21 protein-coding genes are annotated in these 20,888 nt (G+C 38.4%); 15 read left to right on the top strand and 6 right to left on the bottom strand.

What is annotated here, in order from left to right; translation table 11 throughout:
- Window positions 1-13: 13 nt before the first annotated feature.
- Complete coding sequence (locus tag V7077_RS00465; RefSeq protein ID WP_335497842.1) at window positions 14-646, bottom strand: YktB family protein; 633 nt, start codon at window positions 644-646, stop codon at window positions 14-16.
- A 178-nt stretch (window positions 647-824) separates the two neighbouring features.
- Between V7077_RS00465 and V7077_RS00460 the strand changes: the two genes are divergently transcribed.
- The gene (locus V7077_RS00460; RefSeq protein WP_215040649.1) at window positions 825-1,019 is read left to right on the top strand and encodes a hypothetical protein; all 195 of its coding nucleotides are present in this window, start codon (window positions 825-827) and stop codon (window positions 1,017-1,019) included.
- A gap of 252 nt (window positions 1,020-1,271) precedes the next feature.
- Window positions 1,272-2,069, top strand: coding sequence for an inositol monophosphatase family protein (locus tag V7077_RS00455; protein WP_335497841.1), 798 nt, complete (start codon window positions 1,272-1,274; stop codon window positions 2,067-2,069).
- A 58-nt stretch (window positions 2,070-2,127) separates the two neighbouring features.
- Here the strand turns inward: V7077_RS00455 and V7077_RS00450 are convergent, their stop codons facing one another.
- Window positions 2,128-2,313 carry a YlaF family protein gene (locus V7077_RS00450; protein ID WP_335497840.1) on the bottom strand — a complete coding sequence of 62 codons (186 nt, stop codon included), beginning with the start codon at window positions 2,311-2,313 and terminating at the stop codon, window positions 2,128-2,130.
- A 168-nt stretch (window positions 2,314-2,481) separates the two neighbouring features.
- Between V7077_RS00450 and typA the strand changes: the two genes are divergently transcribed.
- The 3 genes from typA to V7077_RS00435 are packed head-to-tail and all read left to right on the top strand — an operon-like array spanning window position 2,482 to window position 4,962.
- On the top strand, window positions 2,482-4,320 hold the full coding sequence (gene typA, locus V7077_RS00445) for a translational GTPase TypA (RefSeq protein ID WP_335497839.1): 1,839 nt from the start codon (window positions 2,482-2,484) through the stop codon (window positions 4,318-4,320).
- Window positions 4,321-4,340: 20 nt separating this feature from the next.
- Complete coding sequence (locus V7077_RS00440; protein ID WP_335497838.1) at window positions 4,341-4,670, top strand: YlaH-like family protein; 330 nt, start codon at window positions 4,341-4,343, stop codon at window positions 4,668-4,670.
- Window position 4,671: 1 nt separating this feature from the next.
- Window positions 4,672-4,962 carry a hypothetical protein gene (locus V7077_RS00435; protein ID WP_335497837.1) on the top strand — a complete coding sequence of 97 codons (291 nt, stop codon included), beginning with the start codon at window positions 4,672-4,674 and terminating at the stop codon, window positions 4,960-4,962.
- Between the two features lie 103 nt (window positions 4,963-5,065).
- Here the strand turns inward: V7077_RS00435 and V7077_RS00430 are convergent, their stop codons facing one another.
- Complete coding sequence (locus tag V7077_RS00430; protein WP_335497835.1) at window positions 5,066-5,266, bottom strand: YlaI family protein; 201 nt, start codon at window positions 5,264-5,266, stop codon at window positions 5,066-5,068.
- A 168-nt stretch (window positions 5,267-5,434) separates the two neighbouring features.
- On the opposite strand from V7077_RS00430, the gene V7077_RS00425 reads away from it, so the two are divergent.
- Complete coding sequence (locus tag V7077_RS00425) at window positions 5,435-5,890, top strand: pyridoxamine 5'-phosphate oxidase family protein (RefSeq protein WP_335497833.1); 456 nt, start codon at window positions 5,435-5,437, stop codon at window positions 5,888-5,890.
- A gap of 24 nt (window positions 5,891-5,914) precedes the next feature.
- On the opposite strand, the gene V7077_RS00420 is transcribed toward V7077_RS00425, so the two are convergent.
- Window positions 5,915-6,502, bottom strand: coding sequence for a YhcN/YlaJ family sporulation lipoprotein (locus V7077_RS00420; RefSeq protein WP_335497831.1), 588 nt, complete (start codon window positions 6,500-6,502; stop codon window positions 5,915-5,917).
- Between the two features lie 210 nt (window positions 6,503-6,712).
- Here V7077_RS00420 and V7077_RS00415 point away from each other — a divergent pair, with 210 nt between their 5' ends.
- Window positions 6,713-8,041: a PhoH family protein gene (locus V7077_RS00415; RefSeq protein WP_335497829.1), complete on the top strand. Its 1,329-nt coding sequence runs from the start codon at window positions 6,713-6,715 to the stop codon at window positions 8,039-8,041.
- Window positions 8,042-8,109: 68 nt separating this feature from the next.
- Here V7077_RS00415 and V7077_RS00410 read toward each other — a convergent pair whose 3' ends face one another.
- Window positions 8,110-8,607, bottom strand: coding sequence for a peptidyl-prolyl cis-trans isomerase (locus tag V7077_RS00410; protein WP_335497827.1), 498 nt, complete (start codon window positions 8,605-8,607; stop codon window positions 8,110-8,112).
- Between the two features lie 244 nt (window positions 8,608-8,851).
- Between V7077_RS00410 and V7077_RS00405 the strand changes: the two genes are divergently transcribed.
- From V7077_RS00405 to pyc, 3 genes are all read left to right on the top strand, one after another.
- Window positions 8,852-9,133 (top strand): YlaN family protein, encoded by a 282-nt coding sequence (locus tag V7077_RS00405; RefSeq protein WP_335497858.1) that lies wholly within the window; start codon window positions 8,852-8,854, stop codon window positions 9,131-9,133.
- Between the two features lie 180 nt (window positions 9,134-9,313).
- Entirely contained in the window at window positions 9,314-10,522 is a 1,209-nt protein-coding gene (locus V7077_RS00400; RefSeq protein WP_335497826.1) for an FtsW/RodA/SpoVE family cell cycle protein, read from the top strand.
- A gap of 63 nt (window positions 10,523-10,585) precedes the next feature.
- Window positions 10,586-14,029, top strand: coding sequence for a pyruvate carboxylase (gene pyc / locus V7077_RS00395; protein ID WP_335497825.1), 3,444 nt, complete (start codon window positions 10,586-10,588; stop codon window positions 14,027-14,029).
- A 141-nt stretch (window positions 14,030-14,170) separates the two neighbouring features.
- Here pyc and V7077_RS00390 read toward each other — a convergent pair whose 3' ends face one another.
- Window positions 14,171-15,079: a COX15/CtaA family protein gene (locus V7077_RS00390; RefSeq protein ID WP_335497823.1), complete on the bottom strand. Its 909-nt coding sequence runs from the start codon at window positions 15,077-15,079 to the stop codon at window positions 14,171-14,173.
- 634 nt (window positions 15,080-15,713) lie between these two features.
- Here V7077_RS00390 and cyoE point away from each other — a divergent pair.
- From cyoE to ctaF, 5 genes are all read left to right on the top strand, one after another.
- Window positions 15,714-16,652 (top strand): heme o synthase, encoded by a 939-nt coding sequence (gene cyoE / locus V7077_RS00385; protein ID WP_335497821.1) that lies wholly within the window; start codon window positions 15,714-15,716, stop codon window positions 16,650-16,652.
- 196 nt (window positions 16,653-16,848) lie between these two features.
- Complete coding sequence (gene coxB / locus V7077_RS00380) at window positions 16,849-17,907, top strand: cytochrome c oxidase subunit II (protein ID WP_335497819.1); 1,059 nt, start codon at window positions 16,849-16,851, stop codon at window positions 17,905-17,907.
- 31 nt (window positions 17,908-17,938) lie between these two features.
- Window positions 17,939-19,804: a cytochrome c oxidase subunit I gene (gene ctaD, locus V7077_RS00375; protein ID WP_335497818.1), complete on the top strand. Its 1,866-nt coding sequence runs from the start codon at window positions 17,939-17,941 to the stop codon at window positions 19,802-19,804.
- A complete protein-coding gene (locus V7077_RS00370) occupies window positions 19,804-20,430 on the top strand; it encodes a cytochrome (ubi)quinol oxidase subunit III (protein WP_335497817.1) in 627 nt (208 codons plus the stop codon). Before ctaD ends, V7077_RS00370 begins: the two co-directional genes overlap by 1 nt.
- A gap of 1 nt (window position 20,431) precedes the next feature.
- On the top strand, window positions 20,432-20,767 hold the full coding sequence (gene ctaF, locus V7077_RS00365; RefSeq protein WP_335497816.1) for a cytochrome c oxidase subunit IVB: 336 nt from the start codon (window positions 20,432-20,434) through the stop codon (window positions 20,765-20,767).
- The last annotated feature ends 121 nt before the right edge of the window (window positions 20,768-20,888 follow it).

The raw sequence follows: 20,888 nt of genomic DNA, 5'->3' as shown, positions 1-20,888 counted from the left end.
GGAGTTTTCTTCTTTATTTTATATTCTGAGCCATTTTATATAGTGGTGCAACTCGGGTGAACACTTCGTCAATTTGTGCTAATAAACCCTCTGCCCCTAATTCAATAACCTTTTCACGTTCAATTGTATAACCACATAATAATTCAGCCTTTTTAATGGTCTTCAATCGCTCGAATTGAGCAAGTAAATCCGCTTTAGTTAATTGCTGATGCTTAATTGTATCTGGCTTGGTATGGTCTAAGGACCACGAAAACTCTTTTGGTATTTCCTTATGAATTTTTCCAGCCTTTTTGATGAATCGCTCACCCATTATCTCTTTTTGCGGTGCCTCATAAATGACAGCAAACCAAATAAATAAATGGGTATTCCATAATCCAATTTGAAAATGTGGGAGCATTTTATAGCCGCGAGGATTATTGGCAAAAGCTACCCATGTATCTTTGGGCGGATTAATCGTACGACGAGCATGTTTGGCCACATGGATGAACATTTCATCTCCCGTTAAAGTAGACAGCGTTGGTGCAAAATATTCCCCTAATTGTTCTAGTTTTGGGCGAACCGTATTTTTTAAAGCTTCCATACGTGGTTCTAATCCATCTATTAGAAATACATTAAAATCCTCAGTTGTAAAGCCGCCAAAATCCATTTTGTTACCTCCAACAATTGTTTGTCAATTATTGTAGCATAAGACTGAAAAACGAAGAAGTTTGTTGCTTGTATGGGTTAATGCACATATTTGTTGCAACATATCTAGGCGGCTCATATTATACATTAAAACAAAATATCAGAAAAGTTAGTGAACAAATAGGAAAGGGGAAGGATTAATGAAGCAACTAATGAATACATCTCTAAAGAAAGCAAGTGAAAAGGAAAGAACAGCCGTATTAAGATTAGAAATGGATTATGAATTAGCCACATTATTCGAGGCAATAGAAGAGAAGAATGAAAAGAAAATGAAAGAGTGTAAGCAAAAATTAGAAAAAATCCGCATGGAATTGTTACGCTTAAAGGCTTTTTGAGCGATTTATAATTTAAGGAGTATACAGATGGAATGAACCATGGTGAGATAATTTATTGCTTGTTTTGAACGAACTCCAAATGGGAATAAGGGGAGTTCGTTTATTATTGTGCCCTTATGTGTGATGAGTTGAACGATCTGCTGGCTAAAAGTTGCTGTTGAAGCTCAAGTTGATTAAGCTAGAAGTACATCAAATCATAAATGGTGCATCATACTACATACATTGGAATAAATGCACGAATGGAGGAACACTATGAATTGGGAAACCATAGATGCCCATGCAAAACAATGGGTTAAAGAAGCAGGAGAAAGAATCCGTTTATCCTTTAAGTCCAAGTTAAATATTGAAACGAAATCAAATCCCAATGATTTAGTTACAAACATTGACAAAGAAATCGAACAGTTTTTTATCCAACATATAAGAGCGGTTTATCCTGAACATAAAATATTGGGGGAAGAGGGTTTTGGAGATGATCTTCAAGACCTTGGGGGAATTGTTTGGTTAATTGATCCGATTGACGGAACGATGAATTTTATCCACCAGCAAAGGAATTTTGCTATTTCTATCGGGATATATGAAGATGGAATAGGTAAAATTGGCTTGATTTATGATGTAGTCCATGATGAGCTGTACCACGCATTTCGGGGAAAAGGTGCTTACATAAATGGAAAACCTCTGCCGAAGCTTAAAGAAGCAGGCATTAAGGAATCCATTCTTGCCATTAATGCCACTTGGGTAATTGAAAATAAAAGAATTGATCACAATTTAATCATTCCCTTAGTCCGCGATGCTCGGGGGACGAGATCGTATGGATCAGCTGCTCTTGAATTGGTATTTTTAGCAGCGGGCAGGGTAGACGCCTATTTTTCAATGAGGCTTGCACCATGGGATTTTGCCGCAGGTGCAGTTATTATTGAAGAACTAGGCGGAGTTGTGACCAATTTACGAGGTGAAAAACTTAATTTTCTTTCAAGAGATTCCTTGTTTGCAGCAAAACCAGGGCTGCACCAAACCATTTTAAATGATTATTTAAAAGGCGGGCAATGGTAGAAAAGTTGGTTGGCAGATTTAAGGAATAAAAAAGAAGCCCGGGTCCACCGGGCTTCTTTTATAATTCTCCATTCTCACGCATTTTTCTTTTGGTTTTAAAACCCAACCCCATAATAACAATCACAGCCACAATACTGCCTAGGCCCCCAATTATGCTGTGTTCACTAATTGCAATTCCGATTCCGACAATACTGGCCGCTGCAAGGATTGCATAAATGAGTAAAGGCCATTTTACATTGCTCATCTGGACATACCCCTTTTTCTTTATCAAAAACATTCGAATTGCTTTGTTATTTTTATTTTACATAAAATCATTTCAGGTTTCCACTTTATTTGTGGTATAATGTTTTAGTTGTATATGAAAAACTATAATTAAAAACAATTTTTTGAATAAAGGTAGGAGTGGAATTTTTTGAATATAAGAAATGATATACGTAATATAGCGATTATTGCCCACGTTGACCATGGTAAAACAACGCTGGTGGATCAACTGCTAAAGCAATCTGGAACATTTCGTACAAATGAGCATGTGGAAGAACGTGCAATGGATTCAAACGATTTAGAGAGAGAACGTGGAATCACGATCCTTGCTAAAAATACCGCTATCCAATATAAAGATACTCGTATCAACATTTTGGATACACCGGGACACGCTGACTTCGGCGGTGAAGTAGAACGGATCATGAAGATGGTTGATGGAGTACTGCTTGTTGTTGATGCCTATGAAGGCTGTATGCCGCAAACTCGTTTTGTATTAAAAAAGGCTTTGGAACAAAACTTAACCCCAATTGTGGTTGTAAATAAAATTGACCGAGATTTTGCTCGTCCTTTGGAAGTTATTGATGAAGTGCTTGATTTATTTATTGAGCTTGGTGCAAATGAAGATCAGCTTGAATTCCCGGTTATTTATGCTTCGGCCATCAATGGTACGGCAAGCGTTGACCCGGAAAAACAAGACGAAAACATGCAGTCATTATATGATGCAATCGTCGATCATATCCCGGCACCGGTTGACAATAGCGATGAACCGCTTCAATTCCAAGTAGCATTACTTGACTACAATGATTATGTAGGTCGTATTGGAATCGGCCGTGTATTCCGCGGAACGATGAAGGTTGGACAGCAGGTAGCCTTAATGAAGATTGATGGTTCTGTTAAACAGTTCCGTGTTACGAAAATTTTTGGCTTCTTTGGATTAAAGCGTCAAGAGGTGGAAGAGGCAAAAGCTGGAGACTTGATTGCAGTATCGGGTATGGAAGACATTAATGTCGGTGAAACAGTTTGCCCGGTTGAACATCAAGAAGCATTACCAATTTTAAGAATTGATGAACCTACCTTACAAATGACTTTTGTTGTCAATAATAGTCCATTTGCCGGTCGAGAAGGAAAGTATTTGACTTCAAGAAAGATTGAAGAAAGACTACGTGCACAATTGCAGACAGATGTAAGTCTACGGGTTGATAATACTGATTCACCGGATGCTTGGATTGTTTCCGGCCGTGGTGAGCTGCATTTATCAATCTTAATTGAAAATATGCGTCGTGAAGGGTACGAACTGCAAGTTTCTAAACCGGAAGTAATCGTAAAAGAAGTTGATGGTGTTCGTTGTGAACCTGTTGAGCGTGTGCAAATCGATGTACCTGAAGAGCATACAGGTGCCGTCATGGAATCAATTGGAGCTCGAAAAGGCGAAATGCTCGATATGATCAATAATGGTTCAGGGCAAGTTCGTTTAATTTTTAATGTTCCAGCCCGTGGTTTAATTGGTTATACAACAGAATTCCTAACGATGACTCGTGGTTATGGAATTATTAATCACACGTTTGACAGCTACCAGCCGATGCTTCAAGGGCAAGTCGGCGGAAGACGTCAGGGCGTTCTTGTCTCAATGGAATCAGGAAAAGCTTCTACTTATGGGATCATGCAGGTTGAAGACCGTGGCACGATCTTCGTTGAACCAGGTACTGAGATCTACGAAGGAATGATTGTTGGGGAGCACACTCGTGAAAACGACATTACCGTTAATATCACGAAAGTAAAGCACGCGACTAACATTCGTTCTGCAAACAAAGATCAAACTTCAGTCATTAAAAAACCTAGGATTATGACTTTAGAAGAATCATTAGAATATTTAAATGACGACGAGTATTGTGAAGTCACACCTGAGTCGATTCGTTTAAGAAAGAAAATTCTTGACAAAAATGAACGGGAAAGAATGGCTAAAAAGAAAAAAATTGCTGAATTGAGTTAACAATTGAGAGGTGCAAACCCGTGGAAGAATTAAGATCTTTCTCCCCCAGTTTAAGATTTTTTATTGAACTTACGAACGATATTAAAACTGGAGTTATTTTACAATATGTCTTTATTGTTTTGTTATCAGTCATTGTTTATCGTTTAGGTTTTGCAAAAAAGCTGCCCCTTGGCAAGAATATTGTGATCTATTTCAGCCTTTGTATTGGATGCTTAATGCTGTTGTTTTTCTCTTATGCATTACCAATTGCTGAGGGTTTAGGTGTCGCGGCGGTATTATTAATCATTTATAAAATCCGTCTCCATCAATCGAAAAAGCAGGCGAATAGTGAAGCGGCAGGGGGGGAATAGAATGCAATCCTTACAGGATGCACTTTATAATTGGCTCACGATAAAAGTGGTTTGTGATGCCCGCCCTGATGACAGAGCAGCTATTGAAACACGGGATTTCTTTGAGGAAATGCTCACTTCACAGCATTCTGTCTCAACTATCGAAATAACAAAAGATGATTTGATGTATTATATTTCGTATCAACAGGGAGAGGAAACTAAAAAGGGTCGTTATCCCCGCGAATTAATTGAAATTATGATCAACCAAATTAATCAAGAGCCCGAAAAGTATAAGGACTACCCAAATGATTAAAAGCTGCCGAACTGTAGAGCTGCAGCTGGGTATTTAACATAAAAAACGCTTGTATACATTGGTATACAAGCGTTTTTTATTTAATTCACGCACTAACTAATAATCACCATTCATCCTTATCAGATTTGGGGCGGTATAAGCGGAAATTCCCTGAATCCATTCGTGCATTTGTTTTGTCAGCAATTCTAACACTGCAGTCATTACACATATATGTATGAATGGGACGATTCCGAAGTCGTTTAGCAATTAAGGATTCATCGTCTATTGGCTCAATCTTATCGCAAATCACACATTTGACTCTCATTCAAGCACCTCTTTCATTCTTCTTTCGAATAACAGAATGTTTGTATTATAGTATACCATGCCAATACAACTACTGGTAAATCAATTGGTTAGAGTTGATGAAAAATAGGGATAGTAGTAATATGAGAATATCTGTTTTTTATAGGAATGATTAAAGGGGTTGTGTAAAATGGCAAATCAAGTAGAACCAAAGCTAATCCAGCCATTATTTGATGAACTGCAAAAAGAGCGGTTCGTCACTTTGGCTACGATTGATTATGAAACAGGCGGTCCGAATGTGAGTGCAATATCCTGGGTGCTGGCTAAAGACGAAGGAACCATCTATTTTGCGGTTGATAATCGTTCTAGGATTTTAGAAAATATTAATAAAAATAATCAAGTTGTGATTAACTTAATTGCAAATGAATCTACATACTCGATCCAGGGGCAAGCGCGTGTTAAAGAAGAACGATTACCAGATGTTCCATTGAAATTGGCAATGGTAGAAGTTGTGATTAATGAAGTAAGAGATGTTATGTTTTACGGATCAAAAATTGTGACAGAAGTCCAATATGATAAAACATATGATAAGAAAGCGGCTGAAAGGCTTGATCATCAAGTCATGGATGCAATGAAAAAAGCTTAGTGAAAACTAAGCTTTTTTTGTATATTACTTATAGTGATTGGATTGGTCTTCTTGTTCTTCATTGAGTTTCTTTTCTTCCTTACCTTTAAGTTTTCGATCTGGTTTTTCAGTTGCGTTTTTTGGACTAGGTGTGATCAAATCGCCAGGTACTTCAGGTATTAATCGACCTGCGACATCTGCCAGTTCCTCCATAATACCACGTATTGGCCTGCCTTTTTTTATATCGGCTTGTATTTCTCGTAAACGCTGATTGGTGTCGGCATCTGCCACAACGATCGCTTTGGCCCCATACGGATCCTTTCTTAAACTTTCTGCGACAGAATACTTAATGGATCCAACCTGTGAACGATCAATCTTTGCATTCACATCAATGCCAACAATGGCATATTTCCCTAAAACTACTGCTGTTGCATCCGATACGTTTGGAATACTAGTTGCGAGTTCAACGAGACGTTTGGAAATTTCCTGCCCGGATTTTCGGTCTACGTTGTTAATATAACTGTTTTTAACATTCACTAGTTGATTGCCGCTATTGGCATTCTCCTTATGATCCGCAAGGCTGCAGCCTGTTAAAAGTATACTGATGGCTGTTATTAAAAGATTTTTTTTCAATATAATCCACCTCCAAGATGACTTATTAATGGTTAAATGGGCTTGAACAGTAGACTCTCATACAAGTTATATTGTCCTAATAACAATTATTGTGCGGAACGCCTTCTATCTTTATTCCAATAAACATATATTTTACCAAAGTCCAATCTAGTAAAGGATTGTTGAAACTAATTTAACAAGCCATACACCAGTGAACCAGGAGGCGTTGCTTTGAGTAAAATATACGTGTTAGATACAAATGTCTTGCTCCAAGACCCGTATTCCATTTATTCGTTTGAAGACAATGAAGTCGTGATTCCCGCAGTGGTCCTTGAAGAAGTGGACTCAAAGAAAAGATATATGGATGAAGTTGGCAGAAATGCCCGGCAGGTATCGCGTTTAATTGATGGTTTAAGGGCCGCAGGAAAACTATATGAAAAAATTCCTCTTGAGAATGGGGGAACCATTAGGATCGAGTTAAACCATCGATCTTTTCACGAACTACAAGATATATTTGTTGAAAAAACAAATGATAATCGGATTCTGGCGGTGGCAAAGAATTTATACTTAGAGGAACAAGCAAAGGAAAATGGCAAACCGGTTATCATCGTTAGCAAGGATGCATTAGTAAGAGTAAAAGCGGATGCGATTGGTCTAACGGCAGAGGACTTTTTAAATGACCGAGTGGTTGAAGTGGAACATATTTATACAGGTTTTTTTGAATTAAAGCTTCCGATTGAATTATTAGGCCGTTTTTATGAAAAGGGCGAGTTATCACTTTCAGAAGTAGCTAACCATCCGTTCTATCCAAATCAATTTCTAATCATGAAAGATATCCTTGGCAGTTCTGCTTCTGCAATCGGAATGGTGGATAAAACCAGTAAGAAAGTAAAAAAGTTAACATTAAATCAAGAACATGTATGGGGAATACACTCACGAAACGTGCAGCAGACGATGGCAATAGAATTATTGTTGCGTAAGGATATCCCGCTTGTTACATTAACTGGTAAAGCAGGGACAGGGAAAACCTTGCTTGCACTTGCTTCGGGATTAATGCAAACGGAGGATTTTAGAGAATACAAAAAGCTTTTGGTGGCAAGACCGATTGTTCCTGTGGGAAAAGATCTTGGATTTTTGCCCGGTGAAAAACAAGAAAAACTAAGACCTTGGATGCAGCCAATTTACGATAACTTAGAATATCTATTTAATACCAAAAAGCCAGGAGAGCTCGATGCAATTCTAGCCGGGATGGGCTCCATTGAGGTGGAGGCACTAACCTATATCCGCGGTCGAAGTCTGCCAAAGCAGTTCATTATTATCGATGAGGCACAAAACTTAACCAAGCATGAAGTGAAGACGATTTTAACAAGGGTTGGGGAGGGCAGTAAGATTGTGTTAATGGGGGATCCGGAACAGATTGACCACCCATATCTTGATGCCTATAACAATGGTTTAACTTATGTAGTAGAGAAGTTTAAAGATCAGGAAATCTCCGGACATGTTAAGTTGTTAAAAGGGGAACGCTCAGGCTTGGCTAGATTGGCGGCTGATTTGCTTTAAAGGGGAGCTGCACCTAGCATAAACGGGTGCCAATTGGCACCCGTTTATGCAGGAATTACTATATGTGCTTATTTAATGGTAAAGCCCGTAATATTTGTAAAGGGATTATCCTTATTAGTACCATCACCATAATAAATATGGACGGGTCCATCAGAAACCAATGGTTTTCCATTCTTTGAGTAGCCTAATATAAGGTTATATGCTGTTTCCAGTGATAACTCGATTTCCTCCGTTGTGGTGTGGACGATCAAGCTTTTCGCTTCAGGCGCTGGCTCCGAATTTAACAAAAAAGGTTTAAAAGGAATGCCGAAGGTACCTGTCAATACCTTTTCTTTTTCAAATTTCTTTTCGGTCTTTAATGTTGGGGGATAAATTGCCCCTTCCATTATTTCACGATCCCAGTGTTTAGAAACTGCTTTTGTATAGGCCTCGACGGAATCGGAATTCTCCTTTTCCTGTGAGAAGTAAGTGGTTAAATCAACTCGGCGGTCATCAAAAATCCAAACTCCGGGATCAAGCGTAATTGTAAATTTTACATTCCCTGTTATTGTTAAAATATTTTCCATCATCCATCCCCCTCAAATCTTGCCTTTTGGGCGTTTTTCTTTCCAAAACCACTAACATTTACGAAAAACCTTTATTGAATATCAATAATAATAATACCGCTTTTTTAGTATAGCTTTTTTTAGTTATATTGTCATAAAAGTAACTCCTTTTGTGAATATCCTTGATTGTTCTTGCAATTTTGTGGTGTAAACGGTAAAATTTATAGATAAGTTGAATTATCGCTCTGAAATGGGGGGATCAATGTTGGCGTCTGAAATGATCGTGAATCACCATGAAAAAGCCTATGCCTTGCTCCAGGCTGACGCTGAAAAGATATTAAAGCTTATCAAAGTGCAAATGGACAATCTCACGATGCCTCAATGCCCTCTTTATGAAGAGGTATTGGATACACAAATGTTTGGCCTTTCAAGAGAAATAGACTTTGCTGTACGATTAGGCTTAATAGATGTTAAGGATGGAAAAGCAATTTTAGATCAATTAGAGAGAGAATTGTCTGCTCTTCATGATGCGTCCTTAAAAAAATAATGCATAAATAAAAACTCAAACAATACAAAGTAATGTTTGAGTTTTTTATTATACATAAGAGATGTTATATTTTGACTTTTAATATATTGTAACAAAGGAGAATTTCCTCAAGTATTGCCACGTAATTTCTATTATAATAGAATGGTATTCTATCAATTTTTGAAAATGAGGACGTCTTAAATGCTGAAAAAAATAGTAAAATCATATGATTATACGTTGATTATTGCCATAATCCTTTTGTGTGCATTTGGACTTGTGATGATCTATAGTGCTAGTATGGCCTATGCAGTCCAACGGTACCAAGTAAAACCTGACTTTTTCTACCAAAGGCAAAAAGTATTTTTATTATTGTTTGCTGTAATCTTTCTTATAACAGCATTAGTTCCTTATAAAATAATGAATTTTACGAAATGGTTTCAAGTACCGATGGTAATTGCCTCGATTGTTTCATTATTAGGCCTGTTTGTTTTTGGACAAGTAAAGAACAACGCCCAAAGCTGGTATCAAATTGGAACTTTTCTTTTACAGCCATCTGAATTTGTAAAACTGGGTGTCATTATTTATTTGGCATCGGTTTATGCAAAAAAACAACCGTATATTAACCAGCTCAATAAGGGTGTTCTTCCGCCTTTAGTATATCTATTTATTGTCTGTGTTATGATAGCGGCCCAGCCAGACTTTGGGACAGCTGTAATTATTGCAGCGATTGCCGGAACTATTATTATCGCCTCTGGTATGAATTTAAAGACCATCTCGAAATTAGCTTTAATGGTTCTTATCGTTGCCTTGCCGATTGTTCTTGTCTCTTGGGGAAAACTATTTTCACCGGAACAAATGAGCCGTTTTGAAGTAATGGGCAATCCTTTTGATGAAAAATATGTAAAGGATGCCGGCTTCCATTTGGCGAACTCATTTATTGCGATTGGTTCGGGCGGAGTAAATGGACTGGGTTTGGGAAAAAGTATTCAAAAACTAGGGTATCTGCCAGAGTCACACACGGACTTTATTATGGCTATCATCGCAGAAGAATTAGGAATTTGGGGTGTAGGTTTTGTTATTCTGCTGCTCTCTTATATTGTTTTACGGGGAATTCATATCGGGATGAAATGCAAAGACCCATTTGGCAGTTTATTAGCATTTGGTATCTCTAGCATGATCGGCATTCAGTCTTTTATTAACTTGGCAGGGGTATCTGGTATTATTCCACTAACTGGTGTACCGCTTCCTTTTATCAGTTATGGAGGGTCATCGCTGTTAATGCTGGCGGGAGCTACTGGGATACTTGTAAATGTCTCTATGTTTGTGAAATATGAAAGTAAATATAAAAATAAACAAGCTCAATCTGACAAAAAGCTTAAGTCTGAGGATGGAAAGGTTTATTATCTTTAATGAAAACGCGGGGGATTATTTCCCTTGCGTTTTTAAAAATACATAGAATACGAGGTGCTTTTTGTGACAAGACAAATTAATAAAATATTGGTTGCTAATCGCGGGGAGATTGCGATTAGGGTTTTTCGTGCTTGTACTGAACTGAATATTCGGACAGTTGCTATTTATTCGAAAGAGGATTCTGGCTCCTATCATCGATATAAAGCAGATGAGGCCTATTTAGTAGGTGAAGGGAAAAAACCAATTGATGCCTATTTAGATATTGATGGGATTATTGACATAGCTAAAAAAAGCGATGTGAATGCGATTCACCCTGGTTATGGCTTCTTGTCAGAAAACATTCATTTTGCAAAACGCTGTGAAGAAGAGGGGATTATTTTTATTGGACCTGCATCCCAACACTTGGATATGTTCGGGGACAAAGTAAAAGCAAGAACCCAAGCTGAAATCGCCAATATTCCCGTCATTCCAGGCAGTAATGGTCCTGTCAATGAGACAAGCGAAGTGGAGGAATTCGCTGCCGCACACGGCTTCCCTATTATTATAAAAGCCTCATTAGGCGGAGGTGGACGCGGGATGAGAATTGTGAAAAGCAGTGCGGATGTGCGTGAAGCCTTTGAACGAGCAAAATCCGAAGCTAAAGCTGCTTTTGGAAATGATGAAGTGTACGTAGAAAAATTCATTGAAAATCCCAAGCATATTGAGGTTCAAATCATGGGGGACCAGCATGGGAACATGGTGCATCTCTACGATCGCGACTGCTCGGTTCAAAGACGGCATCAAAAAGTAGTTGAGGTAGCACCAAGTGTATCCATTTCTGAAGAGCTGCGGAACTCGATCTGTCAAGCAGCAATAAAATTAATGAGCAATGTACAATATTTAAATGCAGGTACCGTTGAATTTCTTGTTTCTGGTAATGATTATTATTTCATTGAGGTGAACCCGCGCGTACAAGTGGAGCATACTGTAACGGAATTAGTTACTGGAGTTGACATCGTTCAAACGCAAATATTAATAGCTGAAGGGCATGAACTGCATGGCCCTATTATAGGTATTCCTGCTCAAGAGAAAATAAAGTTGAATGGTTTTGCTATTCAATCAAGGGTTACCACAGAAGACCCGCTCAACAATTTTATGCCTGATACCGGAAAAATCATGGCTTATCGATCAGGCGGGGGATTTGGCGTACGTCTTGATGCTGGGAATGGTTTTCAGGGGGCGATTATCACACCTTATTACGATTCTTTGCTTGTGAAGCTATCAACATGGGCATTGACGTTTGAACAAGCAGCAGCAAAAATGGTTCGCAATTTACAGGAGTTTAGGATTAGAGGAATCAAGACCAATATTCCATTCCTGGAAAATGTCGTCAAACACGAGAAGTTTAGAAATGGCGAATATGATACATCGTTTATTGACACAACACCGGAATTATTTATTTTTCCAGTTAGTAAAGATAGAGGAACAAAATTATTAAGTTATATAGGAAATGTTACAGTAAATGGTTTTCCTGGGATTGAAAAAAAGAAAAGACCAGTTTTCACTAAACCTAGAATTCCGACGGTAAAATTTGATGTTCCCTATCAAGATGGGACAAAACAGATTTTGGATAAGGATGGACCTGAGGGACTTGTCCAGTGGATAAAAAATCAAAAGCAAGTATTACTAACAGATACAACTTATCGGGATGCCCATCAGTCCTTATTAGCGACGAGAATGCGGACAACTGATATTGTGCATATTGCCGAGGAAACTGCCAAATTATTACCGAATTTATTTTCGTTTGAAATGTGGGGCGGGGCAACCTTTGACGTTGCCTACAGGTTCCTAAAGGAAGACCCATGGGACCGCTTATTAACGCTTCGAGAAAAAATTCCAAATGTTCTTTTTCAAATGTTGTTGCGTGGCGCAAATGCAGTTGGTTATAAGAATTATCCGGATAACTTAATCCGTGAATTTATCAATCAATCCGCTGCTGCGGGAATTGATGTCTTCCGAATTTTTGATAGTTTAAACTGGGTAAAGGGGATGGAAGTTGCTATTGATGCGGTCCGCCAGTCCGGAAAAATTGCCGAGGCAGCTATATGTTATACAGGAGATATCTTGGATCCAACAAGGGTAAAGTATAATCTTGACTATTACCGAACATTGGCAAAAGAGTTGGAGCAGCAAGGTGCACATATTCTAGCCATTAAAGATATGGCTGGCCTTTTAAAGCCGGAGGCAGCGTATCGGTTAGTTTCCGAATTAAAAGCAACGGTCGATATCCCAATCCATCTCCATACCCACGATACAAGCGGAAATGGAATTTTTACGTATGCACGTGCAATAGATGGCGGAGTCGATATTGTCGATACAGCTCTAAGTACAATGGCTGGGTTGACATCGCAGCCAAGTGCTAACTCCTTATTCTATGCACTTGAGGGAAATATGAGAAAGCCACAAGTAAACATAGAAGCGCTTGAGAAGCTTTCCTATTACTGGGAGGATGTTCGTAAAGTTTATCATGATTTTGAAAGCGGAATGATGTCTCCTCATTCAGAGGTGTACCAGCATGAAATGCCGGGCGGACAATATAGTAATCTTCAGCAGCAAGCTAAAGCAGTGGGGCTTGGGGATCAATGGGATGAGGTAAAAGAAATGTACTCCCGAGTTAATAAAATGTTCGGGGACATTGTCAAAGTTACCCCTTCCTCAAAGGTTGTTGGGGATATGGCCTTATTTATGGTGCAAAATGAAATAACGGAACAAGATGTCCTATTAAGGGGGGAGAGTCTTGATTTTCCTGATTCCGTTGTTGAATTATTTGAAGGATATTTAGGTCAGCCATACGGTGGATTTCCTGAAGAACTACAAAGGGTCATCCTAAAAGGAAAGAAGCCTTTAGAAGTTCGACCTGGTGAACTGCTGGAGAATGTAAATTTTGAAAAGATTAAGGCAGAGCTGTTCGAAGAACTGGGCAGACAAGTTACTGATTTTGAAATTTTATCTTATGCTCTTTATCCAAAGGTATTTATAGAATATATCAGAGCAATCGAACGTTACGGGAATATTTCCATGTTGGATACACCAACCTTCCTTTATGGGATGAGACTAGGTGAAGAAATCGAGGTGGAAATTGAAAAAGGTAAAACCCTGATTGTTAAGTTAGTTTCTATTGGTCAGCCCCAGGCAGACGGGACCAGGGTCGTTTATTTTGAATTAAATGGACAGCCGCGTGAAGTATCGATTAAGGACGAGAGTATTAAAGCGACGGTAGTATCAAGATTAAAGGGAGATATGAAAAACGATGAACATCTTTCCGCTTCTATGCCGGGGACCGTTATTAAGGTCTTAGTAGAACGAGGAGAGAAAGTAGAACGTGGAGATCATTTACTGATAACAGAAGCGATGAAAATGGAAACAACTGTACAAGCGCCATTTTCAGGTATTATAAAAGACCTTTACGTGAAAAGCGGAGATGCTATCATGACGGGAGATCTCTTACTAGAACTGACAAAAGCTTAAATGAAAGAAATAGGCTGTGTTAAGGTTATTGTTGATTTTTAGCATAAGGGTTGGAGCGAAGCCGCATTGAGCGGAAATCAACATTCAAGATTAACACAGCCTAGAAATAAAAAAAGTTGCCGGAAGCTTCCGGCAACTTTTTTAATGCTGATTCCGACGTGCACGCGAATACAAAAGAAGAAAATAACTTAATACCCCAAATAAACAGGTGATAAAAAAGGCATGCAGGAGTGCAATATACAAATTTAACAGGCTAAAGATGATGAACGCACCAGCAATCACTTGTAAGGTAACAAGGATGAATGCAATCATCCAGCCCCAATAAAGCACCTTCTGCTCTTTATAGTGACGTACGGCAAGGTAAAAAATATAAGCGATCCAGATGAAGATTAATCCTGCTGCAGTGCGGTGTCCCATCTGGACCCATTGGTATATGTCTGATGGTAATGAGAATTTGTCATCAGAACAGAAAGGCCAGTCAAGGCAAACTAGACTCGCTTTCATATGGCGCACTAATGCTCCTGTATAGATGACGAGATAACTGTAGATGGAGACCCCCACTATATGAAAACCCATTCTCTTATCGATGAATACCTTATCTGCATCAAACTTCTTATCGACTTCAAAGATAAGAAGAGTTAATAAAAATACGGCAGCAAAGGAAACGAGGGATATTCCAAAATGCAAGGCAAGAACAAAGCCTGATTGCCCCCATAATACAGCAGCAGCTCCTATTAATCCTTGTAAAAGTAAAAAGATAACTGACAGCAATGAAAGAAATTTAGTCTCTCTTATATGCCCAATTGCCTTCCATGACCAAATTGAAAGCACGAGAACCATAATTCCCCCCCCACCGGAGACAAGCCGATGAGCAAGCTCTATCACTAGTTCAGGAGTTATTTCCGAGGGAACAAATTGGCCCTCGCATAAAGGCCAAGATCTCCCACACCCCATCCCAGATCCAGTCTTTGTGACTAAGGCACCGCCAAGTAGTATAAATATCATTACGATTGTGGTTGCAACCGCCAACCACTTCAAAGAACGCCGCAAAAAATTCACCTCTTAAAAAGTTCAATAATTTGTCATTGGTTAAACCTGACAGTATAATAAATAAAAACGTAACTTGATTTAAAAGTCCCTATTTATCATAACGAAAATAGTTGAAAAAGAACAGAATTTTAGCTGACAATAATTAAATAATAAATGGTAGATGAATAATAACTATATTTCACTATTATTATAGTGAAAATAGTCAAAAGGCTTGAATCTTAATTTGAAGGTAGTAAGATTGATGTAAGAGCGATGCTAAAAGTCCAAATAAAAGAACAAAAATCAATCAAATCGATCGGTTTCCATTGGCTTTCCTTAAAATGCTTCATATAAAAGAGAGTAAATGCATAAAAGGGTCTGGATTACACGTAAACTTTGGTTTTGTCACAATTTAGTCTAAAATTATTCAAAAAAAGTTCACAAAAATATCAAAAAGTGTGATTTAATATACAGAGAAAGTGTTTTAGAAACTGAAGTTTTTAAAGGTAAAGATACTTTTTAATGTAAAAGAATCTAATAGAAATAAAAGATTCCTTTCTTTTATTTTATATCAGTACTATATATTTAAAAATCAGGAAGGTATTTATGTCCCATAATTGGTGAATATTTGTTAGTAGGATTAGGAGGAAAAGGTATGTCCAACTCTAAGACTTATGGTGATTCAGCCATTGAAAATGGCGCTGCAAGTCTGCATGGAACAATCGAAAAAACGACCGCCTGGAAGGACTTCATGGCCCTTATTAAAATAGGAATTGTTAATTCCAATTTAATTACCACATTTACTGGTCTATGGCTGGCGATTCATTTTTCAGGTCAAAGTTTTTTAAATAATTTAGATATTATGTTTTTTACAGTAGTTGGTTCTTCCCTTATTATTGCTGGTTCATGCGCTATAAATAATTATGTTGACCGGGATATTGACCACTTAATGGAGAGAACTAAAACAAGACCAACCGTTACAGGGAAGGTAATGCCTGTAAAAGTCTTAGTTCTTGGTATTTTGCTTATTGGACTGGGTACACTGTGTTTATTCTTTACTACCGTAACTGCAACAGTAATCGGACTGCTTGGAGTTTTTAGTTATGTTTTTCTCTATACACTATGGTCCAAGCGCCAATTGGTCTCAAACACGATCATTGGAAGCATCTCAGGTGCAGTACCACCGTTAATTGGGTGGGCAGCAGTCGATGCTAATCTAGATATTATGGCTTGGGCATTGTTTGTTTTAATGTTTGTTTGGCAGCCGCCTCATTTCTATGCTCTTGCAATGAGAAGAGTCAAAGAATATAAAGCCGCAGGAGTTCCTATGCTGCCGGTAGTTAAAGGCTTTAAAACAACTAAGATTCACATTTTGGTTTGGGTGGCATTACTTCTGCCAATCCCGTTTTTTCTTACTAAGTTAGGAATCCCATTTCTGATTCTAGCTACCTTATTAAATGTAGGTTGGCTGGCATTGGGGATTTATGGATATAAGGTCAAAGATGACATTAAGTGGGCGAAACTAATGTTTGTCTATTCTTTGCAATATTTAACGATTATTTTTGTGGCGATGGTTATAGTTACATTAATTTAGTTTTGCCCCTAGGTTCATTCCGGGAGAAAGTAAGTTTTACTCTCTTTTTCCTAATTAGATGATTGATGACGGTTACATATACTTAAATCTAGGCTGTTACTGTCAATCACTAACGAAGGAGAGAACCTTTCTACATACTTCTTTGACCAACTATATTTATTTGAATTTATCAGTGAAAGAGGGGATTGATTAAGCTATGAAAAGGCTTGCGAAGTGGCGGCTAATTTCGTTATTCGCGATTTTAGCGCTTGTACTCTCCGGGTGTGGAAAACCATATTTATCAGCGTTAAATCCAGCGGGAGAAGTTGCAGACACAGAATATGATTTAATGAAGTTAAGTACCTATATCATGGTAGGAGTAATCCTAGTAGTAGTAGTAATTTTTGTTTTGGTATTTCTTCGTTTTAGAAGAAAAGACGAAAAAATCCCAAAACAAGTTGAAGGAAGTCATCGTTTAGAAATTATCTGGACTACGATTCCGATATTATTATTACTCATTTTGGCTGTTCCTACAGTTGCGTCCACATTTAAGCTTGCTGATGTGAGCCAGATGGACAAAAAAAATACAAAAGCACTTATTGTAAATGTACGATCGCATTTATATTGGTGGGATTTTGAATATCCTGGTCAAAAAATTGTAACAAGTCAGGAATTAGTAGTGCCTACAGATGAAAAAGTTTATTTTAATTTAAAATCTATGGATGTTAAACACTCGTTTTGGATTCCGGCTGTTGGTGGTAAAATCGATACCAACACAGATAATGCCAATAAGTTTTGGCTGGAATTCGATGATAAACGTGCGAATGAAGCTGGAAATCTTTTCTATGGGAAATGTGCTGAGCTTTGTGGACCATCACATGCCTTAATGGACTTTAAAGTTAAAGCGATGAGCCGTGATAAATTTGATGCTTGGGTTTCTGCTATGCAGAATGTAAAAGAACCGCAAAAAGCAACCAATGATTTAGCAGCTCAGGGTCAAGAAATTTTCAATAAAAGCTGTATTGGCTGTCATGCTGTAACACCAGCTAACAAAATGCCAGATACGGCACGTGTTGCACCTAACTTGACTAACTTTGGGGACAGATCTCGAGTTGCCGGTATTCTTGATCATAATAAAGAAGAGGTAAAGAACTGGATCAAAAATCCTGAAACCTATAAACCAGGTAATATGATGACTGGAAAATACGGAAACTTGACTGATGACCAAATTGATGCGGTTGCAGAATATCTAATGGGCTTAAAGGTTCAGGAATAATAGGGGAATTGGTTGAAAGGGAGGTAAAATTGTGAGTACCATTGCTCAAAAAAAAGGATTTGGCGCAACATTATGGGACTATTTAACAACAGTCGACCATAAAAAAATTGCCATCCTATACTTTATTGCAGGCGGATTTTTCTTTTTAGTCGGGGGACTAGAAGCGGTTTTTATCCGTATTCAGCTTGCTGTACCTAATAATGATTTTGTTAGTGCGGGTGCATATAATGAAATCCTCACCATGCACGGAACAACTATGATTTTCTTAGCGGCGATGCCGCTCTTAATTGGTTTTATGAATGCTGTAATGCCATTGCAGATAGGGGCTCGAGACGTTGCATTTCCATTTGTTAATGCGGTAGGATTTTGGTTGTTCTTCTTTGGAGGAATATTTCTAAATTTATCGTGGTTCCTTGGTGGTGCTCCTGATGCAGGTTGGACCTCTTATGCATCACTTGCTCTTCATTCGAAAGGTCACGGGGTTGACTTTTATGTACTAGGATTACAGATCTCTGGTATCGGTACATTAATTGGTGGTATTAATTTCCTTGTTACGATTATTAACATGCGTGCTCCTGGTATGACCTATATGAGGATGCCATTATTTACTTGGACAACATTTGTTGCTTCTGCATTAATTTTATTTGCATTCCCTCCATTAACAGTTGGTCTGACTTTAATGATGTTTGACCGTTTATTTGGAGCTAATTTCTTTGATGTAACAATGGGTGGAAATACAGTTATTTGGGAACATCTCTTCTGGATTTTCGGTCACCCAGAGGTGTATATCTTAATTCTTCCCGCATTTGGTATTTTCTCGGAAATCTTTCCGATTTTCTCAAGAAAACGTCTTTTCGGTTATTCATCCATGGTATTTGCAACAGTGCTTATTGGTTTCTTAGGTTTCATGGTATGGGCACACCACATGTTCACAACTGGTTTAGGACCTGTTGCAAATGCTATTTTTGCAGTGGCAACAATGGCAATTGGGGTACCAACCGGTATCAAGATTTTTAACTGGTTGTTTACGATGTGGGGAGGAAGTATAAAATTTACTACTCCAATGTACTGGGCTTTTGCTTTTATCCCTACCTTTCTTATGGGGGGGGTTACAGGTGTAATGCTCGCCGCCGCTACAGCAGACTACCAATATCATGATACTTACTTTGTTGTTGCTCACTTCCACTATGTAATTGTTGGTGGTGTAGTGTTTGGTATTTTTGCTGGCGTACATCTTTGGTGGCCAAAAATGTTTGGAACGATGTTAAATGAGACGTTAGGAAAAATCACTTTCTGGTTCTTTTTCATTGGCTTCCATTTAACTTTCTTTATCCAGCATTTCTTAGGTTTATGGGGCATGCCACGTCGTGTCTTTACGTACCTTCCAGGCCAAGGTTTTGAAACTGCAAATATGATCAGCTCTGTTGGAGCCGGATTTATGTCAATTGCAGTAATCGTCATGCTTATTAATGTTGTATTGACTTCTGTGAAAAATGTTAAAGTGGGTAACGATCCATGGGGTGACGGAAGAACGCTTGAATGGGCAATTCCATCACCACCTCCATTTTATAATTTTAAACAGCTGCCATTAGTCCGTGGGTTAGATGCTTATTGGATTGAAAAAATGGAAGGGAAAAAAGGTATGACACCAGCTGAGCCGCTTGGTGATATTCATATGCCTAACTCCTCATTTATCCCATTTGTGATTGCATTAGGCTTGTTCATTGCTGCATTTGGTGCGATGTATCATGTTGATAAAGTTTCATGGGCATTACCAGTCATGATTATTGGGCTTCTAATCACTTTTGGTTCATTGTTTACTCGTTCGGTTAAAGATGATCACGGATTCCATATCCATAAAGAAGAATTGCAGGAAGAAAAGGGGGCTAAGGCATAATGCACGCTGAAGAAAAAATGACGTTTGAAACATGGCCTGCTGAGCCGGAAAGATCGACCCTTGAGGCAAAAAATAAATTTGTTGGTTTTTGGTTATTCTTAGGGGGAGAGACCGTTTTATTCGCCTCTCTCTTTGCCACCTACCTAGCATTAAAGGATAAAGTGCCGAATACAAGCCAGCCGTTGGCAAAGGATCTATTTGAACTGCCGCTCACATTTATAGCGACAATGCTGCTATTAACCAGCTCGATCACAAGTGTGTATGCAATGTATCACATGAAAAATTTTGCCTTCAAAAAAATGATGCTTTGGCTGGGCGTTACCGTTTTATTAGGTCTGGGCTTCCTTGGCAGTGAGGTTTATGAATTTACAAATTATGTCCATGAGGGTCATAAATTTACCAGCAGTGCGTTCGGTTCCGCTTTCTATTCACTTGTTGGTTTCCACGGAGGGCACGTTGCATTTGGTTTGTGTTGGATTGTAACTTTAATGATTCGGAACTCTAAACGTGGGCTAAGTCTTTACAATGCACCTAAATTCTATGTCGCTAGCCTTTATTGGCATTTTATTGACGTAGTTTGGGTATTTATCTTTACAGTAGTATATTTAATGGGGATGGTGGGATAAAATGACAAATCAGCCATTAAGCTCAAGCAACCCAAGAGTGGACCTTGAATATCGACGTAAAAAAAGTGCAGAAGAAATGCGCTATCAAGTTATCTCGTTCGCATTGATGATCTTTTTAACTTTAGTGGCCTTCGCCTCAGTTGCCATGAAAGGTACTACGCAATGGTTTACCGTACCGTTTATCGTTTTATTAGCAGCAGTCCAAGTTGTGTTCCAATTATTTTACTTCATGCATATGAGCCATAAAGGGCACGAAGCGCCGACACTGTTCTTGTTTTCGGGATTATTTGTCGGACTAACTGCAATATTGGCTTTTAGCACCATTATCTGGTGGTAATACTGAAGAAGAAAATCGGCGTTTAGCCGATTTTTCTTTTTAGGGAAGGCTCTTTTTTTTGCGATGTCTATTTTCTACAGGTATAATAATAATAAGATTCTTTTAATGTTGAGGTGAGGTC

It is taken from the genome of Neobacillus vireti, assembly GCF_036962465.1.
Classification (GTDB): Bacteria; Bacillota; Bacilli; order Bacillales; family Cytobacillaceae; genus Neobacillus; species Neobacillus vireti_B.
Note: the sequence above shows the minus strand (reverse complement) of the source record. Positions and strands in the feature narration are given on the sequence as shown.

Bases quoted from the DNA above. Each gene is read 5' to 3' on its own strand.
- V7077_RS00465 (WP_335497842.1), bottom strand. From the start codon at position 646: ATGGATTTTGGCGGCTTTACAACTGAGGATTTTAATGTATTTCTAATA.
- ctaF (WP_335497816.1), top strand. From the start codon at position 20,432: ATGACAAATCAGCCATTAAGCTCAAGCAACCCAAGAGTGGACCTTGAA.
- V7077_RS00435 (WP_335497837.1), top strand. From the start codon at position 4,672: ATGCAATCCTTACAGGATGCACTTTATAATTGGCTCACGATAAAAGTG.
- V7077_RS00370 (WP_335497817.1), top strand. From the start codon at position 19,804: ATGCACGCTGAAGAAAAAATGACGTTTGAAACATGGCCTGCTGAGCCG.
- V7077_RS00460 (WP_215040649.1), top strand. From the start codon at position 825: ATGAAGCAACTAATGAATACATCTCTAAAGAAAGCAAGTGAAAAGGAA.
- coxB (WP_335497819.1), top strand. From the start codon at position 16,849: ATGAAAAGGCTTGCGAAGTGGCGGCTAATTTCGTTATTCGCGATTTTA.
- V7077_RS00425 (WP_335497833.1), top strand. From the start codon at position 5,435: ATGGCAAATCAAGTAGAACCAAAGCTAATCCAGCCATTATTTGATGAA.
- V7077_RS00410 (WP_335497827.1), bottom strand. From the start codon at position 8,607: ATGGAAAATATTTTAACAATAACAGGGAATGTAAAATTTACAATTACG.
- cyoE (WP_335497821.1), top strand. From the start codon at position 15,714: ATGTCCAACTCTAAGACTTATGGTGATTCAGCCATTGAAAATGGCGCT.
- V7077_RS00400 (WP_335497826.1), top strand. From the start codon at position 9,314: ATGCTGAAAAAAATAGTAAAATCATATGATTATACGTTGATTATTGCC.
- V7077_RS00430 (WP_335497835.1), bottom strand. From the start codon at position 5,266: ATGAGAGTCAAATGTGTGATTTGCGATAAGATTGAGCCAATAGACGAT.
- V7077_RS00455 (WP_335497841.1), top strand. From the start codon at position 1,272: ATGAATTGGGAAACCATAGATGCCCATGCAAAACAATGGGTTAAAGAA.
- V7077_RS00450 (WP_335497840.1), bottom strand. From the start codon at position 2,313: ATGAGCAATGTAAAATGGCCTTTACTCATTTATGCAATCCTTGCAGCG.